The sequence below is a fragment of the Pannonibacter carbonis genome, assembly GCF_003012935.1.
Classification (GTDB): domain Bacteria; phylum Pseudomonadota; class Alphaproteobacteria; order Rhizobiales; family Stappiaceae; genus Pannonibacter; species Pannonibacter carbonis.
The window spans coordinates 420,680-438,664 of the sequence record NZ_PUDR01000002.1 but is presented as its reverse complement, the minus strand read 5'-3'; the positions used below and the strand labels follow the sequence as shown (position 1 = coordinate 438,664).

10 protein-coding genes are annotated in these 17,985 nt (G+C 61.5%); 4 read left to right on the top strand and 6 right to left on the bottom strand.

The window, feature by feature from the left end; translation table 11 throughout:
• Positions 1 to 148: 148 nt before the first annotated feature.
• Positions 149 to 2,020, bottom strand: coding sequence for an adenylate/guanylate cyclase domain-containing protein (locus C8348_RS04220; protein ID WP_106751995.1), 1,872 nt, complete (start codon positions 2,018 to 2,020; stop codon positions 149 to 151).
• Positions 2,021 to 2,145: 125 nt separating this feature from the next.
• Entirely contained in the window at positions 2,146 to 3,312 is a 1,167-nt protein-coding gene (locus C8348_RS04215) for a CaiB/BaiF CoA transferase family protein (RefSeq protein ID WP_106751994.1), read from the bottom strand.
• A gap of 190 nt (positions 3,313 to 3,502) precedes the next feature.
• On the opposite strand from C8348_RS04215, the gene C8348_RS04210 reads away from it, so the two are divergent.
• The 3 genes from C8348_RS04210 (at position 3,503) to C8348_RS04200 (ending at position 9,792) form a co-directional block, all read left to right on the top strand.
• Positions 3,503 to 4,570: a class I SAM-dependent methyltransferase gene (locus tag C8348_RS04210; protein WP_157950376.1), complete on the top strand. Its 1,068-nt coding sequence runs from the start codon at positions 3,503 to 3,505 to the stop codon at positions 4,568 to 4,570.
• 58 nt (positions 4,571 to 4,628) lie between these two features.
• A complete protein-coding gene (gene pepN / locus C8348_RS04205; RefSeq protein WP_106751992.1) occupies positions 4,629 to 7,271 on the top strand; it encodes an aminopeptidase N in 2,643 nt (880 codons plus the stop codon).
• A gap of 211 nt (positions 7,272 to 7,482) precedes the next feature.
• Positions 7,483 to 9,792 (top strand): PAS domain-containing sensor histidine kinase, encoded by a 2,310-nt coding sequence (locus C8348_RS04200; RefSeq protein ID WP_244293933.1) that lies wholly within the window; start codon positions 7,483 to 7,485, stop codon positions 9,790 to 9,792.
• A gap of 6 nt (positions 9,793 to 9,798) precedes the next feature.
• Here C8348_RS04200 and C8348_RS04195 read toward each other — a convergent pair whose 3' ends face one another.
• From C8348_RS04195 to C8348_RS04180, 4 genes are all read right to left on the bottom strand, one after another.
• Positions 9,799 to 12,795, bottom strand: coding sequence for a bifunctional [glutamine synthetase] adenylyltransferase/[glutamine synthetase]-adenylyl-L-tyrosine phosphorylase (locus tag C8348_RS04195; RefSeq protein WP_106751990.1), 2,997 nt, complete (start codon positions 12,793 to 12,795; stop codon positions 9,799 to 9,801).
• Positions 12,776 to 14,206: a sensor histidine kinase gene (locus C8348_RS04190; protein ID WP_106752062.1), complete on the bottom strand. Its 1,431-nt coding sequence runs from the start codon at positions 14,204 to 14,206 to the stop codon at positions 12,776 to 12,778. The genes C8348_RS04195 and C8348_RS04190 overlap by 20 nt, the downstream gene beginning before the upstream one ends.
• On the bottom strand, positions 14,190 to 14,891 hold the full coding sequence (locus tag C8348_RS04185) for a response regulator transcription factor (protein ID WP_106751989.1): 702 nt from the start codon (positions 14,889 to 14,891) through the stop codon (positions 14,190 to 14,192). Before C8348_RS04185 ends, C8348_RS04190 begins: the two co-directional genes overlap by 17 nt.
• Positions 14,892 to 15,087: 196 nt before the next feature.
• Positions 15,088 to 16,614, bottom strand: coding sequence for a Do family serine endopeptidase (locus C8348_RS04180; RefSeq protein WP_106751988.1), 1,527 nt, complete (start codon positions 16,612 to 16,614; stop codon positions 15,088 to 15,090).
• A gap of 289 nt (positions 16,615 to 16,903) precedes the next feature.
• Here C8348_RS04180 and C8348_RS04175 point away from each other — a divergent pair, with 289 nt between their 5' ends.
• Positions 16,904 to 17,980, top strand: coding sequence for a DUF2336 domain-containing protein (locus C8348_RS04175; RefSeq protein ID WP_208983530.1), 1,077 nt, complete (start codon positions 16,904 to 16,906; stop codon positions 17,978 to 17,980).
• The last annotated feature ends 5 nt before the right edge of the window (positions 17,981 to 17,985 follow it).

Sequence of the window (17,985 nt, the reverse complement as noted above, 5' to 3'; positions counted from 1 at the left end):
GTCCCTCCCCCAAGAGACTGTTGGTGAAACAGGCAATAGCGTGGCCGGCGGCCACCTTACAACAACCAATACCAGACCATCCCCACACCGGACAGGTTAAATGGCGATTGTGTGATCGCTATCACACTGGTTCAGGGGGAGAAAACGCCTATTCCGCAGCCACTTGCCCACTGGCGGCGCGCAGCAGTTCCGGATCGCCATCCGCATCGAGCTTCCAGACTTCGACATCTCCGGTACGGCCGCGCAGACGGTGTGTCCCGACCGGGGCGCAGGCGCAACCCGGCGGCAGGCGGTTGATCGTGTCCTCGCTGGCCAGGATAACCACCTCATCCGACGGGGCAACCTCGCGGCCCAGCGACTGCAGTCGCTCGCAGACATTCACAGCATCGCCGACAATCGTATAGTTCCAGCGATCCAGCGCACCGACATTGCCCACCACGACTGACCCTGAATGCAGTCCGATCCGCAGATGCATCGCAGGACGTCCGGCGACGGTCTGTTGCTGGTTCCAGCTTTTCACCGCATGACTGATCCGCTGCGATGTCCGCACCGCCGCCACGGCGTGGTCGGCGCGGGCATCGGGCGCGCCCCAAAAAGCGAGCATGCCATCGCCGATGAACTTGTCGACCGTGCCGCCCTCGCTTTCGACAGCCTCAACCAGCAGCGCGAAATGTTCATTGAGGAGTTCTGCCGTCTCGGCCGCCGACATGTGTTCCGAAACGGCCGTAAACCCGACGATGTCGCTGAACAGCATGGTGAGTTCCGCCTCCCGTGCCTTCGCGGCCCGGTCGATGCCGAGACGCATCAGCTTGCGGAACAGGGAGCGCGGCACATAGGTGTTCATCGCCTTGAGGCCAATCACCATGGCATTGAAGGCAAGCGCGACCTGATCGACCTCCTTCACCCGGCTGCGGGGAAGCGGCGTGACGTCGTCAAGGGCCAGACGCCCGACATGCTCGGCCTGTTCGGCGATATCGCGCAAAGGCCGGGATACGCGTCGGCCCAACCAGATCGCCAGCAAAACGGCCACCACCATGGCGCCGAATCCGACCACCGCAGAGCCGGACAAACGGCGGATTTCCCTGGACACCGACGTGCCGCGAAAATACTGGCCAATCATCCAAGGGGTCTTGCTGTAGCCGGTCACCGGCACACGCATCAGGATGAATTCCTCGCCGTTTGCCTCGATGCCGAGCACCTCGATGCCAAGGTCAGCCGCCTTCTGGAACGTCGAGAAGTGCTCGCCAGTCGGGATGCCTGACAGGACCGGATCACCGAACTCTAAGACTGGTGATGGCACCTGCTTTTCCGGTGAACCACCCGTCAGCAGAAGATGCTGGTCCGAATGGACAATCAGATCTCCCTCGCCGGTGATGATGAAGGTGGTCGCATCCGGCCCCTCATCAAGCGCACGGACGGCATCCCCAAGGCTGGTCATGGACGTTCCGGCAGTGAGATAGGCCACGGGATCGCCGCCCCGGACAATTGGCACGGTCACATTGGCAAAGACACCGGACTCATTGCTGACCAGAGGTCCCCAGACCGGCCGTGAACTCGGCATCGTCTCGGGCATGGCATGCTGAATACCGCCTGGCACCTCAGATGCCCGCTTGAATGGCCAGAGCTTGCCGTTCGGCGCCTTGTAGACGCCATAGGTCTCACCGCCGGCGTCGGTTATCAGCAGCACGGTAATACGGGAATTCGCCGCCAGAGCCGCCGAGAGGTCGGCTAGCACATCGTCCTTGTTGCCAAGGTCAATCTGCCCCTCATCGAACAAGACCTTCAGCGCAACAACAGCCTCTTCCATCTGGTCGAGATAGCCGCGAACCTGCCGCTCCATGCTCTGGATGATCAGGATCGCCTTGTCATTCAGGAGCGAGAACGTGTTCTGGATATTCGCCTGGACCATCATGAACAGGACCAGCGACACGGCAACGCCGACCAGCAGGCCAAAGCCGAGGCTGACGATCCGCGTCAGGGGAACCTGCCGGAGCCAGGGAAAACGCAGGCGTGCCGCCATCCTCGTGCTTGTCCTCTCTTGCAGTCCCATCGACCGGACCGCGAACCGGTCAGGTCAATGAGGGATGTCCCGAATTGGCCGGCAAAGCAACCATGCTCCTTGTAACAGGCTGTCGTTGCGGCATTCTAAAGCCCAAGTCCTGAACGAATGTCGTCGCCATCCTCGTCGAGCCGCGGCGCGGCGCGCTCCAGGACGAGTCCCGCGTTCCGAAAGCGGATCGGCGTCCGTACGGAAGGCACCGCTCCGTCAGCAGCCCCGTCCGCCGGCAGGGCGATCTTCATTTCCCTGTGACGAACCTGGGGATCCTCGAACACATCCGCAATGGTATTGATTGGACCAGCCGGTACGCCCACACATTCGAGCCGGGCCAGAAGATCGTCCCGGGTCATGGTCAACGTCAGAGCGGCAAGCCTCGGGACAAGCGTTTCGCGTGCGGCAACCCGCGCGCTGTTGGTGGCAAAGGCAGGGTCGGATGCCAGTTCCGGACACCCCAACACGCCGCACAGGCGCTGGAACTGGCCGTCATTGCCACAGGCAATGATCAGGTGGCCGTCGGATGTGGCGAAGACCTGGTAGGGCACGATGTTGGGATGTGCATTTCCCATGCGGCGCGGCGCCTTTCCCGAGATGAAATAATTCTCGGCCTGGTTGGCCAGCACACCGACCTGAGCATCCAGAAGGGCCATGTCGATATGTTCGCCCTGCCCGGTAATGTCGCGGCGGCGAAGAGCCGCCAGAATTCCAATGACGCTGTAGACGCCGGTGAAAATATCCGCCACCGCAACGCCGACTTTCTGCGGCTCGCCATCTGCGGCACCGGTCAGATCCATGTAGCCGCCAAGGCCCTGGATCATGAAGTCGTAGCCTGCCCGGTGGGCATAGGGCCCATCCTGACCAAAGCCGGTGATCGAGCAATAGATCAGCTTGGGATTAATGGCCTTCAGGCTGTCGTAATCGAGGCCGTATTTCGCCAGACCGCCGACCTTGAAGTTCTCGATCAGGATATCGGTGTCCACGGCGAGACGGCGAACAAGGTCCTGGCCCTCAGCCGTCGTGAAGTCGACAGCAATCGACCGCTTGCCCCGGTTGCAGGCATGAAAATAGGCAGCATCCGGCTTGCCGCCATCTGTCGGCTCAACGAACGGCGGTCCCCAGGTCCGCGTGTCGTCCCCTTGCGGGCTCTCGACCTTGATCACCTCGGCGCCGAGATCAGCCAGGGTCTGCCCCGCCCAGGGTCCTGCCAGGATACGGGCGAGTTCAAGCACCTTGATGCCTTCGAGGGGTGCACGCACGGACTGCTCCTTCGCGATTCACGTCAGGTTGCCAGCTTGGACAGCCGTTGCGATAACTCTCCGGGTGCAGCAGCGCAATCAAAACCGAACGTTGCAGCCTGCACGTTCAGGCTTGCCCGCGAACAACCCGCCCTGCTACGGCTATACCCTGTTCCATCCCATCCTCTTTTCCAATCCGGATTGCCTCGCCATGTTCAAGAAGCCAACCGTCACCGAGGACATCCGCGCCTTTGTCGAACGGACAGCCGAATATCTGTTCGACAACCGGATCCGTCTCACGCGCGGCACCGGACAGCCCAACATCAACCCGATGTGGGCCAAGACAAAAGATATCGAGTTCCTCCACTACAACATCAAGAACATGGGCTACGCCCTTGCCCGCAAGCTGGCCGCTGACCTGCCGCTGCGGACCGGCCTGTCCGCCCATCATGTCGGACTGGAGAGCAAGGCCTCGACCCAAACCGATCTTGAGTCCGACTGGGCAGCCTATTGGGCGGGGCGGCTGCAGATCCCGATCTTCTTCCATCGCAAGCTCTGGGAATTCGTCTATGTGCTGCAGGCCCTGCACGAGCATGGCATGATCCAGCCCGGCAAGCGCGGCCTCGGATTTGGCTGCGGCGAGGAGCCAATCCCTTCGTTCCTCGCAAGCGAAGGCGTGGATGTGCTGGTGACCGACCTGCCGCCGGACAATGAAGCGGCCAAGGTGTGGTCAAAGACCAACGAATATGCAGCCAGTATCGAGAAGGCCTTCCGCGCAGAACTGGTAAAGCGAGAGGCGTTCGAGCGTCATATCAGCCTGCGCTATGTGGACATGAATGCCATTCCAGACGATCTGACCGGTTTCGACTTCACCTGGTCGATCTGTGCGCTTGAGCATCTGGGTAGCCTCAGACACGGGATCGATTTCATCGAGAATTCCCTGAAGCCGCTGCGCGCGGGCGGGATCGCTGTGCACACCACAGAATTCAACTTCATGAATGATGGCGAGACTCTCGACAACTGGGGCACCGTTCTCTACCAGCGGAAGCACTTCGAGGACCTGGCCGCACATCTCACCGCACAGGGTCACAAGGTTCGTCCGCTGAACTTCGATATCGGCAAGGCACCGATGGACCAGTTCATCGACATTCCGCCCTATGTCAACGACTGGCCGGAGGTCCTTACCCAGTGCTGGACCGATGGTGCGCCGCACATGAAGCTGTCCATCGACGGATTTGCTTCCACCTGCTTCGGTCTGATCATCGAAAAGGCCGCGTGACGAGCGAAGCCCGTCTGGTTAAACCGCAGCACACCGACGCCTGCCGCAGGAGTACCCAATGTCGACGCATGAACAGACCGTTGTCCGGCTCGAAGAATACCGGCCATCCGCCTATTGCATCGATACGGTCGATCTTGACGTCTGCCTGCATCCAACCTCGACCTACGTGAAAGCGGTGCTCTCGATCCGTCGCGCTCAAGGCACTCCTGCCGGAACGCCTCTGACGCTGGACGGCGACGGACTGCAGTTGGAACGCCTGCAGCTTGACGGACACGATCTTTCGGAGGACGACTTCTCGGCAACGCCGTCGGCCCTGTCGCTGCTGCACCCGCCATTCGAGCCGTTCCGGCTGGAGATCGAAACCCGTATCAACCCGGATGCCAACAGCACGCTGATGGGGCTCTACCGTTCATCGGGCACCTATTGCACGCAGTGCGAGGCGGAAGGGTTCCGGCGGATCACCTATTTCCTCGACCGGCCCGATGTCCTGACCGTCTACACGACGCGGATCGAAGCGGAGTTGGAGGAAGCTTCTGTTCTCTTGGGCAATGGCAACCTCAAGGAAAGCGGCCTGCTGCCGGGTACCGGCCGCCACTTCGCTGTCTGGCATGACCCGCATCCCAAGCCCGCATATCTCTTTGCCCTCGTCGCCGGCAATCTCGCTTGCGTGAAGGACAGTTTCACCACCGCCTCAGGCCGAAATGTCGAGCTTGGCATCTATGTCGAGCCGGGCAAGGAGGACATGTGCGCCTGGGCGATGGATTCGCTCAAGCGCTCGATGACATGGGACGAGCAGACCTTCGGCCTCGAGTATGATCTCGACGTGTTCAACATCGTCGCCGTGTCCGACTTCAACATGGGCGCGATGGAGAACAAGGGCCTCAATATCTTCAACGACAAATACGTTCTGGCCGATCCGGAAACGGCTACAGACCAGGACTATGCCCATGTCGAAGCCGTGATCGCGCATGAATATTTCCACAACTGGACCGGCAATCGCATCACCTGCCGTGATTGGTTCCAGCTCTGCCTCAAGGAAGGGCTCACCGTCTTCCGCGACCAGGAGTTCAGCTCCGACATGCGATCGCGCCCGGTTAAGCGCATCGCCGATGTGCGCTTGCTGAAATCACACCAGTTTCCGGAGGATGCCGGTCCGCTGGCCCATCCGGTACGCCCGCGCGCTTACCGCGAGATCAACAATTTCTATACGGCCACGGTCTACGAGAAAGGAGCCGAAGTCGTCCGCATGCTGAAAACCTTGCTCGGCGAGACAGACTTTCGCAAAGGCATGGATCTCTATATCCGCCGTCATGACGGCGATGCGGCGACCATCGAGCAGTTTCTCGACTGTTTTGCAGAAGTGAGCGGGCGCGACCTGACCCAGTTCTCGCTTTGGTACGACCAGTCCGGCACGCCGCGCGTCGAGGTAAACCTCGTCCATGACGCGGAAAACGGTACGGCCTCACTGACCCTGACCCAGAGCCTGGCACCGACACCGGGCCAGGACAGCAAGCAGCCCATGTTGATCCCGGTACGCTTCGGCTTCCTCGGCAACAACGGTGAGGATCTTGACCTTAGTCCGCGAGAAACGCATCAAGCCAGCGGCGATGTCCTGCTCCTTTCGCAGCGCAGCCAGACCTTCACATTTGATGGCGTCTCTAACCGACCGGTCCTGTCCCTGCTGCGCGGCTTTTCCGCACCTGTAAACTTGAGCGCGTCACAGTCTCCGGCTGATCTGCTGTTTCAACTGCGGCACGACAGCGATCCCTTCAACCGTTGGCAGGCCGCGCAGGATCTCGCCACGCGCGAACTGATGCGGCTCTATGCTGGCCTGCGCCAGGATCAGGCCACAGCGGTCGATACCGCCCTCGTGACCGCTTTCGGCGAGGTCCTGTGCAACACCGCCCTCGATCCGGCGTTCAGGGCCCAGGTGCTCAATCTGCCCGGCGAGGCCGATCTGGCGCGGGAAATCGGCAAGGACCTCGAACCTGTTGCGATCCTGACGGCACGCAGGATGCTACGCTCGGCCATCGGCCGGGCGCATGCCGAGGTTTTCGCCGCTGAGGCCGAAGCGCTCGGTCGGCGCTCGTTCACCCCGTCGGCGGCCGATGCCGGCGAACGGGCACTGAAAGGCCTCTGCCTTGGTTACCTGGCTGTCTCGGACCGGGACGACCGGGAGGAGATTGTCACGCGGCATGCCCGCGAGGCGGACAACATGACCGACCGTCTGGCCGCTCTGACCGTGCTCGTCCATGAACAGATGGCTGGGGCTCCGGACGCCCTTGCCAGCTTCGAAAGGCGGCACGGAGGGCATGCCCTCGCCATGGACAAATGGTTCACAGTTCAAGCAACCAACCCGGCGGACACGGCCCTGACGCAGATCGACGCCCTGACCCGGCATCCCGCCTTTGATTGGTCCAATCCGAACCGGGTGCGGGCGCTGATCGGCGCGTTCTCAACCGGAAACCAGTCCCAGTTTACGCGTGCGGACGGAGCGGGGTTCGTGTTCCTTCGCGATGTCGTCGAACGGCTCGACCAACGTAATCCGCAGCTTGCAGCAAGGCTTGTTTCAGCCTTCCGGTCCTGGCAGGCGCTCGAGCCAGTGCGTGCCGGGCTGGCCGAAGGGGTCCTGACACGCATTGCCGGATCCGCGATCCTGTCAACGGACACGCGGGATATTGTCGAACGCTGCCTGGCTTAAGAGTCCGATATCAAGCACTTAGCAAAAGGTTAACGCGCCACCTCCAGTTCACGGCGCCGCGTTAACCAAAAATTTCCCATCAGCCACTGGACAAAACCCGGCTCGTGGATTCAAATGCAATTGATTCGGACGTAACTGCTTACCGGATCGACGTTTTTTCAAGACAATCGGGGCTCTACCGATGGCGCGGGCATTTGCCGGCAGCGCGTCCATGCGACGCCTTGCCCAGATTACAGCTGGAAAGAAAAGCGGCACGCTCACCGGGCACATCCGCCTGCTGGCTCAGCCGACCTACCAGCGCCTGCTGCGCACCGAGCCCCTGTTCCGCCGCCTGATCCCCGTCCTGTGCCTGGTCTTCATTGCCAGTCTTGCCGTCTATCGCGTGCTTGAGCTGTCGTTCGACTACCAAGATGTCGAACTGCAGGCACGCGACGAAATCTCTCTTATCGCCTCCGTTCTTTCCGCCCGGGTTGGCTCTGAGGAAAGCCAGTTGCCGGATGTCGGTTATCGCTCCGCCCTGCAACGGGTCCTGGCCGACGCTCTGCCGGCCGGCGCGACGGGCGAAGGCCGCGTCATCCTCGTCACCGATCCGACCGGCCTGATCGTCGCCAGCGCTCCGTTGCAGACCGAATTCGAAGGCCAGATGATCGCTGATGTGTTTGGCCCTTCGCAGCCGTTGACGGTTTTCGGTGCCCGTGCGGGGGTCCTGACCATCAACAAGGACAGCGACAACCCCGCTCTCGCCACCGTGCATCATCTCAGCGGCCGTCTTGGCATGGTCGCCGTGATGCAGCCGGAGAAGGACATCTTCGCCGAATGGCGCGGCGATGTTTCAGCAAATGTGACGCTGTTTGTCGGCACGGCAACCGTACTGCTGGTGCTGGTTTACGGCTTCTTCTCGCAAGCCACCCGCGCCGAACAGGCGGATGAGATCTATGCGGCCACGCGGGCCCGCATCGATACGGCGCTTGCCCATGGCCGCTGCGGCCTGTTCGACTGGGACCTCGCAAGGGGCCGCGTGTTCTGGTCCGCCTCGCTTTACGACATGCTCGGACGCGAGCCAAAGGATGATATCCTTGGCTTCTCAGAGATTTCGGAACTGACGCACAGCGATGACATTGACCTCTATGCCCTTGCCGAAAGCCTCCTGATCTCCGGCGAGACGACCGTCGACCGGATGTTCCGGATGCGTCACGCCAACGGGTCATGGGTCTGGCTTCGGGCGCGCGGGGAGGTCCAGACAGAGCCGGGCCGCAGCGAGCCGCATCTGATCGGCATCTGCATCGACGTCACCGAACAACATGAACTGGCCGAGCAGAGCCGGACAGCGGACCTGCGCCTACGCGATGCCATCGAGACGATTTCGGAAGCCTTCGTGTTGTGGAATTCGGACAATGAACTGGTCATCTGCAACTCCAACTATCAGTCGCTGCACAACCTGCCCGACAATGCCGTAAAGCCGGGCACGCCATATGCCAAGGTGATGGCCGCCGCGCGGAACTCCCACATCACCACCATCCCGGCCCGTGGCCCCGCTCCGATTGCCGGCACCAATGCGAGCTACGAAGCGCAACTGGATGATGACCGTTGGCTGCAGATCTCGGAACGCCGGACCAAGGACGGCGGCTTCGTGTCGGTCGGCACTGACATCACCGCCCTGAAACGCCAGGAGGAACGTCTGATGGAGAGCGAACGCCGCCTGATCGCCACCATCTCGGACCTGCGCAAATCCCGCCAGACGCTCGAGATGCAGGCGCAGCAGCTCGTGGAACTGGCCGAAAAATACTCCGAGGAAAAGACTAACGCGGAAAACGCCAACCGTGCCAAGTCTGAATTCCTTGCCAATATCTCTCACGAACTGCGCACGCCGCTGAATGCGATCATTGGTTTCTCGGACATCATGGACAAATCAATGTTCGGCCCCATCGGCTCGGAGCGCTATGCGGAATACTGCCGCGACATTTATGACAGCGGCACCTATCTGCTGAACGTGATCAACGACATCCTCGACATGTCGAAGATCGAAGCCGGCCGCATGGACATGAATGTTGCAGCCTTGGACGCCGGGACCGTCATTGACGAGGCCATCCGCATCATCCGCGCCCCGGCACAGGAAAAATCCATCGATGTAACCTGCAGCATGCCACAGGGGCTGGTGGTGGCGGCAGACAGGCGTGCGCTCAAGCAGGTGCTGCTCAATCTCCTGTCGAACGGGGTCAAGTTCACGCCGGACAGCGGCCAGGTTTGCCTCACGGTCAGCCAGCGCAGCGGCATGGCAACATTCGAAATCAAGGACACCGGTATCGGGATCCGCAAAGCCGATATCGAACGCCTTGCTCAGCCCTTTGTCCAGGTCGAGAACCAGTTCACCAAGACGCACAAGGGCTCTGGCCTCGGTCTTGCCATTGCCCGTTCGCTCGTCGAGCTCCAGGGCGGCGCCTTGATCCTGAACTCGGTTCCAGGCAAGGGCACAACCGTGACCTTTACCCTGCCGCTTGCTGAGGAAGCCCACGCCGCTTGAAGGGGTTCAGCCGGCGTCCGGCGTATCCGGCAATGCCACTGGCCCGACGAGACGCTCGAACAGTTGCCGCACCGATTGCTGTGTCTCAACAAGATCCAGTTCCAGGCGGCGCAGGTCCGGTGCAGCGCTCGCTGTCAGCAACAGCTCGACCACGCCGCGCGGGGCCTCGGACACCTTGAACGAGCCCGCAAGCGTCATTCGCATGACTTGCGTCAGCCGGTGATATAGCCGCAGTGCGGAGGACAGCGTTCCGGCTGTATCCGGATCGATGACACCGGCGTCGAGGGCCCGGGCCAAAACTTCACCCGTGTTCTGCGCGAGGATCTGGGGATGGCGCGGCCCCTCGACCAGTTGCAGGTACTGGGCGATGAATTCGATGTCCACCAGTCCACCGGCGACCTGCTTCAGGTCCCAGATGTCCTTGGTACCCTTCTCTTTCTCGATCCGGGCCCGCATGGCAGCCACGTCGGCAGCGGTCTTCGCCTGATCGCGTGGCTGGCGCAGCGTGTCATGCAGGAAAGTCGTCACTTTATCCGCAAAGGCTGTTGAAGACGCCGCAATTACCCGGCCCCGGGTCAGGGCCATGTGTTCCCAGGTCCAGGCCTCGGATTTCTGATAGGTTTCGAAGGCCGTGAGGCTGGTAGCCAGCGGCCCCGCGTTGCCGGACGGACGCAGGCGGAAGTCAACCTCGTACAGCGAGCCTTCCGCCGTCTGGGCCGACAGCGCCGTCACGAGGCGCTGGGTCAGGCGGATGTAGTACTGGCTGACGGCCAGCGGCCTTGCGCCATCCGACTGGGACACTCCCTCCGGCACGTCGTAGAGCAGAATGAGATCAAGGTCGGACGTTGCCGTCATCTCCTCGCCTCCCAGCTTGCCCATGGCGATCACGGCATGGTCGCCACCGGGAACATGGCCGTGGTTCTCTGCCACATGCGCGTCCACCCGGGTCAATATCCGGTCGACCACCACCTCTGCTAGACGAGCCAGAGCATAACCGACCTGGTCGCCGCTCAAGGTGTCCGAGAGAAGCCGCAGACCGATGAGAAACTGCTGCTCCTGCGCAAAAATTCGCGCCCGGTCGAGGGCTTCCTCGTAAGAGCGCGCCTGTACGAGCGTCAGGTCGAGCCCGGTACGGAATTCCTCGCGGCTGGGCATCGAGCCGTAGAATGCCGGATCAAGCACCGCGTCCAGCACATGCACGCGCCGCGCCACCGTCTCTGCCAAACGCGGCGCCGAGCCCATGACCGTTGCCAGCATGTGCAAAAGATGCGGGTTCGACCGCAACAACGAAAACAGTTGCACGCCGGCCGGCAACCGGGCGAGGAACGCGTCGAAGGCTCGCAGAGCTGCGTCTGCATTGTCCGTCCTGGCCAGTGCCGAGATCAGGACCGGATGAAGTTCAGTCAACCTTTCCCGCGCCTTCGTTGACCGCATTGCCGGATAGCGACCGAAATGCCAGGCCTTGATCACCTTGGCCGCGTCGGACGGTTGCCGATACCCGAGACCGGACAAGGTCTGCAATGTGTCCGGATCATCATCATCACCGGTGAAGACCAGGTTGCCGAGTTCAGACGCCAGTTCAGGTTCATCCTCGAACAGGTCGGCATAGTGGCGCTGCACTTTCTGCAGGTACACCAGCAGCTTTGCCTCGAAGGCCGCCCGCGTCTCAAAGCCGCAAAGATAGGCAACGCGCAACAGCCCCTCGTCGTCTTGCGGCAGGAGATGGGTCTGTTCGTCGTTCAGCATCTGGATACGGTGCTCGACACCACGCAGAAAGCGGTAGGCGGCAGTCAGATCAGTCCGCGCCTCTTCCTCAATCCAGCCGGAAGCCACGAGCTTCTCCAGCATGTCCAGTGTCCGGCGGCCCCGCAAATCGGGGTTCCGTCCGCCGGCGATCAGCTGCTGTGTCTGGACAAAGAACTCGACCTCCCGGATGCCGCCGCGCCCGAGTTTTACGTTGTGCCCGGCGACTGCGATCTTGCCGTGTCCCTTGTGCATGTGGATCTGGCGCTTGATCGAATGCACGTCGGCAATCGCTGCAAAATCAAGGTACTTGCGCCAGATGAAGGGAACGATCTCGTGCAGGAAGGCCTCACCTGCCTTGATGTCACCGGCGCAAGGCCGGGCCTTGATCAGCGCCGCACGCTCCCAGTTCTGGCCCAGCGCCTCATAATAGGCAAGCGCACCAGGGACGGAGACTGCAACCGGCGTTGCCCCCGGATCAGGCCGCAGGCGCAAGTCTGTTCGGAACACATAACCGTCGCCGGTCCGCTCCTGCATGATCTTCACGAAGCGCTTGGTCAGCCGCACAAACTCGACCGGAGCCTCCGCACCACCACGCATCGGCGTGATTGCCGGATCGAAGAGCACGATGAGGTCAATATCGGAAGAATAATTCAGCTCGAAGGCACCGTGCTTGCCCATGGCAAGGACAATCAGGCCGGAGTTCACTTCGGGCTGGTCAGGATCGGCGATCTCGAAACGTCCCCGTGCTGCCAGATCGCGCAGGCAGAAGCGGATAGCTGCCGTCAAAGCGGCATCGGCAAACTCGGCAAGAGCCCGCGTCACAACATCCAGATCGATGGCGCCGGCAATATCGGCAAGGCCAAGTGAGAGGGCAAGTTCCTGCTTCAGCTTGCGCAGGACGCGCATGAGATCGGCTTCGCTGTCGGCCCGGGCGTCACGCGCCGCTGCAATCATCGCGGCGATCTGGGCATCCGGATCCGTGCTCATGATCCGCCCTAGCCGCGCGGGGTCAAGCAGGCACAGGTCACGCAGATAGGCCGAGTTGGCCATGACAGCGCCAAGGAACGGCTTGAGCTTTGCGTTCTGGTCGAGAAGCTCCAGAAGACGCTGGCTTTCTGGCGCCGTGTCGGCATTTGCCCGGCTCTCAAGATCGTCAAGGAAGCCAAGCCCCCGGCCCTGATCGATCGCCAGTGGCACAATCACGATCCGCTGGTGCAACGACAGGCCCTCCCCCGCCTCAGCTCCTGTCAGTACCATCGATTTCCTCGCCTCCCGCTTTTGCCGCCGGCGCGACCATCAGGTCAATTTGCGCCTTCAGCCCCGGCCTTGCGTCCTCGAGCGTCAGCGTGCCGCCATGCAACCTGGCTATGGCCCGCACGAGACTGAGGCCAAGTCCATAGCCAGGCTCGGTCCGGCTCTGTTCCAGGCGAACAAAGCGGTCAAGCACCCGGTCACGGTCCTTCACCTCGATACCGGGGCCATTGTCGGCCACGGACAGCAGAATCCGGTCCTTCTCTTGCCTGACCATTACGGTGATTGCCAGGGGCTGTCCATTCTTGGACCGTGCGTATTTCAGGGCATTCTCGATCAGGTTCACCATCGCCTGTGCGATCAGTTCCCGATTCCCCAATGCGGTTTGAACCGGTAGCAGGTCCAGCTTCAGACTGCCGCCCTCGTCCTCCAGCACCGGTGCGTAGAGATCGGCCAGTTCTTCGGCAATCGCCGCCACATCCACCGGCTGCAGGCCGCCGTCTGGCGACATCGCTTCTACCCTGGCAATCTGCAGCAAAGCGTCAAAGATACGGATTAGTCCCTCGCTGTCTTCGATGGTCGCTTCCATGGCTTCGCGCAGGTCCGCTTCCCCGCGCGCCTCGTTCAAGGTCGTCTCGAGCCGCGTCCGCAGCCGGGTCAGCGGCGTCTTGAGATCGTGGGCAATGTTGTCGGTCACATCGCGCAGGTTCTGCATCAGTTGTTCGATGCGTTCCAGCATGGCGTTGAGGCTGATCGCCAACCGATCGAACTCGTCGCCATTGCCGGCAAGCGGCAGCCGCTGCGACAGGTTTCCATCCATGATCTGGCGACTTGAGGCTGCAATCGCATCGATGCGCTTGAGCACGCGGCGGCTGACAAAGGCCCAGGTCACCAGCGCAAGCACCACCACCACGACCAGCCAGACCCGCAGGGCTCCGGCCAGGATATCGCGGAAGCGCGTCTGCTCGCCAAGATCACGGCCGACCAGCAGCCGGAACCCTCCAGGCACCTCGAAGGTGCGCACCACGGCTTCGCGCTCGGTCTCGCCATCGCCACGGCCATATTTCACCCGGCGGACCCCGCCATCCGCCTCTTCCAGCACGGTCGTCGGCAGCCGCGAGATATTGCCGGCCAGCACATTTCCAGCGAAATCGACGAACAGGTAGAGACTGGCATCCGGTCGCCTGGCGCGGCTGTCGATGGCGGCAACCAGCGCCCGCGCCCCGCCCCGGGCATATTGGTCGGCAAGGCCCTCGATCTCCGCATCGACCGTCTGTACCACCTGCTCGGTCATCAGCGTATCGGTGTTGCGCGAGATCGAGACAAAAAGAAATCCGGAAAGCCCGGTAAAGACAGCAAGATAGAGCAGAGAAAGCTTGAACGCCGTCGTGCGGAGAAGCCTAGCCAGCGCTGTCACGGCCGGCACCATTGCGGATTGTATAGCCGGCACCGCGTACGGTGTGCAGGAGGGGGCTATCGAAGTCCTTGTCGATCTTCGAGCGCAACCGGGAGATATGCACGTCAATGACATTGGTCTGCGGATCGAAATGATACTCCCAGACATTCTCCAGCAACATGGTCCGCGTCACTACCTGCCCCGCGTGCTGCATCAAGTATTCCAGCAGGCGGAATTCGCGCGGTTGCAGCGGGATGTCCTTGCCGGCACGGGTGCAGCGATGCGCCAGCCGATCAAGTTCCAGATCGGCGACCCGGTACACAGTCTCGACATCGACGCCGGCCTTGGGGCGACGGCCGAGTGCTTCGATACGCGCAAGCAGTTCGGTAAACGCAAAGGGCTTGGGCAGATAGTCATCTCCACCAGCCCTCAACCCGGTAACGCGATCATCCACCTGCCCCAGCGCCGAAAGGATCAGGACAGGCGTATGGTTGCCGGCCTTACGCAAGGACTGGATCACGGACAACCCGTCGCGCTTCGGCAGCATCCGGTCGACAACAAGCACGTCATAGGAGCCGGCGGAGGCCATTTCCAGGCCCTCCTCGCCATCACTAGCCTGATCGGCCATGTGACCGACCTCCTTAAGTCCCTTGGCCAGATAGGCCGAGGCCTGCTTGTCGTCTTCAATTATCAGAATCCGCATCATGTTGCACTTGTACCTGAGTTGGGGCTGGAGATGGAATAGGGTCCGCAGTTCCCTTTCGGGGAACTGCGGACCCTCCTGGCTCCACCGGGCAAAAGTGCGGGGCGGACTGCCCGGGAAGAGGGTCCTGCCAGCCACGCCTCGACGCCGAGGCAGCGGACACGTCAAGCGCGGCAGGCGGTCGGGATCCGGTCTTGGGTCAGGCCAGCGGGACCGCGACGAAGCGTGCGGCGTCATCACTGAAGACACGCATCAGCACGGCCTTGCGGCCATCCTTTTCCGCCTTGGCAATCGCCTTCTCCACGTCCTTTGCTGAGGTGACCTTCTGGCCCGCGACTTCGGCAATGATGTCGCCTTCCCGCAGGCCTTTCTGGGCCGCCCGGCCATTGGGATCGATGGCCGTGACAACAACCCCGTCAACGTTCAGGCCGGCGCGCTTTGCAGCGGTGACCTCGATGCCCAGATCGGCAAGCTGGGTGCTTCCAGACACCGACGGCGCCACCTGCGCAACCGCATCCGGATCAATGAGCGTGCCAAGCGTAACGGTCACGTTCTCCTCTGCACCATCACGCCAAACGGCGAGCTTCACCTTGGTATCCGGAGCATAGGAAGCAATGATCCGCGACAGGTCACGCGGGCCCTTGATCGGCTTGCCGTCGACCTTGAGGATTGTGTCGCCCGCCTTGATCCCCGCCTTGTCTGCCGGGCTGCCGCTCTGGGGATCCGAGACGATGGCACCTTCCGCCCTGGCAAGTCCAAGGCTCTCGGCTATGTCGCCAGTCACGGGCTGGATCTGGACGCCGAGCCAGCCACGCACCACGGCGCCGCTATCCTTGAGATCACCGACCACATCGGTTGCCGTTGAGGCCGGGATGGCGAAGGCAATGCCGACATTCCCACCGGAGGGCGAGAAGATCGCTGCGTTCACGCCGATCACTTCGCCTTTCATGTTGAAGGCGGGACCACCGGAGTTGCCGCGGTTCACGGGTGCGTCGATCTGGATGAAATCGTCATAAGGACCAGCGCCAATGTCACGGCCGCGTGCCGACACGATGCCCGCCGTGACCGTACCGCCAAGGCCGAAGGGGTTGCCGATAGCGACAACCCACTCACCCACAGCCGGGGCGTCATCAGCAAAGCGGACGTATGTAAACGGCTTGTCGCCCTCGACTTTCAACAGCGCAAGGTCCGTCCGTGGATCGGCGCCGATCAGGCGGGCCTCCAGTTCATTGCCCTCGTTGTCGATGACGGTGAACTCGGTTCCCTTGTCGATCACATGATGATTTGTGACGACATAGCCATCATCGCTGATGAAGAAGCCTGAGCCTTGCGACATGCCATAGGCCTTCGGCTCACCGCGCTGTTGGCCACGCTGGCCTTCACCCTTGCGCTCGAAGAACCGCTGCAACGGATGTCCCTCAGGCAGCGCGTCGAGGCCGGGGATGCCGAAGCCTTGCTGGCCACGGTTGCCGAAGTTCATCATCTGGGGCTCAGGCGCCTGCTTGACACGGACGCTGACGACGGCCGGCTGCACAGCGGTGACAACCTGCGAGAAGTCTGCCGGCGCAGCACTCTGCACCCGAACAGCTTCGGCAAAGGCCGGCTGCCCTGGCAGGATGGTCTGGGCACTGAGGACACCGGCCAGTCCGAGCACAATGGCACCGGCAAGCAGGTGCGAGCGGCGTGAGCCAAGGAATTTGCGGGGTGCGGTGGCGGTAGCGGTCATAAAGCTCTCCTTGGAGGTCTGGAGCAAAACAGAACCGGACGGGGACACGCGGGGACATATCCCTCGTCCTTCACCACCAATATGGAGAGCGCCTCCTTACAGCCGCCTGTCAGGCGGATTAATCCTTTGTAATGTTACCTTTAGCCACGACATTGCAATAAATCACAAGTCCGATACCATTTTTTCCGAGATACCCGCCAGTTTACTTGAGCCCCTTATCGCTCTGTAAAGGCTTCACACTTATCTTCGTCCCTTAGGGACAGTTTCGAACTTGATACTTGGGGCGGACATGCTGGCATCTTTGGTCGATCTGGCGCGCGAAAGCAGCAGCGACAAACGACGTGAACTGATGGGGCACGTTGCAACGCTCTTTGTCGATGGCGCTGAACGCTACACGAATGAAGAGTTGGCGCTCTTCAACGACGTGCTGACGAACCTGCTTGATGTCGTCGATGTCGATGGTCGAAGCATGCTGTCACAACAGATCGGGTCTATCGAGACCACACCGCGCGAGCTGGTACTCAAGCTCGCCAACGATACGGCCATCGTCGCGGCCCCGATTCTGGAAAACTCTCCGGTTTTGACCGATGATGACCTTTACACCCTGGCCAAAACCAAGGGACAGGATCATCTGTTGGCAATCTCGAAACGCGATGCCCTGCAGGCTCGCGTGACCGACGTCCTCCTTGAGCGCGGCGAACAGCCGGTGCGCAGGTCGGTTGCAGCCAATACAAGCGCCGAGCTTTCCGACTGGGGCGGACGCCTCCTGATCAAGCTGGCCGAAGCCGATACCACCTTGCGCGAGTCCCTCACCGAGCGTCACGACCTAAACAAGGCCAACTTCGAAAAACTCCTGGCCATGCTGCCGGAAGACCGGCAGGCCAAGCTGCGCCACATTTTTGAAAACAATGAACGTGTCGCCCGTGACCTGTTCCGGGAAGCCAGCCTGTTGGTCGACGATTCCAAGATCGAAAGACGTAAGGCCCGGCTCAACACCAAGGTCGCCCTCAAGGACATCCGCGACGGGCATCGCTCTCTTGACCAGGTTGTCATCGAGTACAGCCTGGCCAACGATCTCTATGACCTGTCATATCTGCTCGCCCAGTTGAGCACCGTCGACGAAAAATTCGTCCGCAATGTCATGGTCCGACAGGATATCGAAGCAATTGCCGTGTTGTGCCGCGCCCTGGACATAGGCGAAACAGCCTTCGGAGCCCTGTGCAAGGCCCGTGCACGTCAGCTTAAATCCAACCCGGCCATTGTCGACACATGGGTTGGAGAATTTCGTATCCTTTCAGTCGTCGAAGCACAGCGGACAATGCGCTTTATCAAGGTGCGGCTGACGACGATGGCGACGGCGGCCTGATCAGA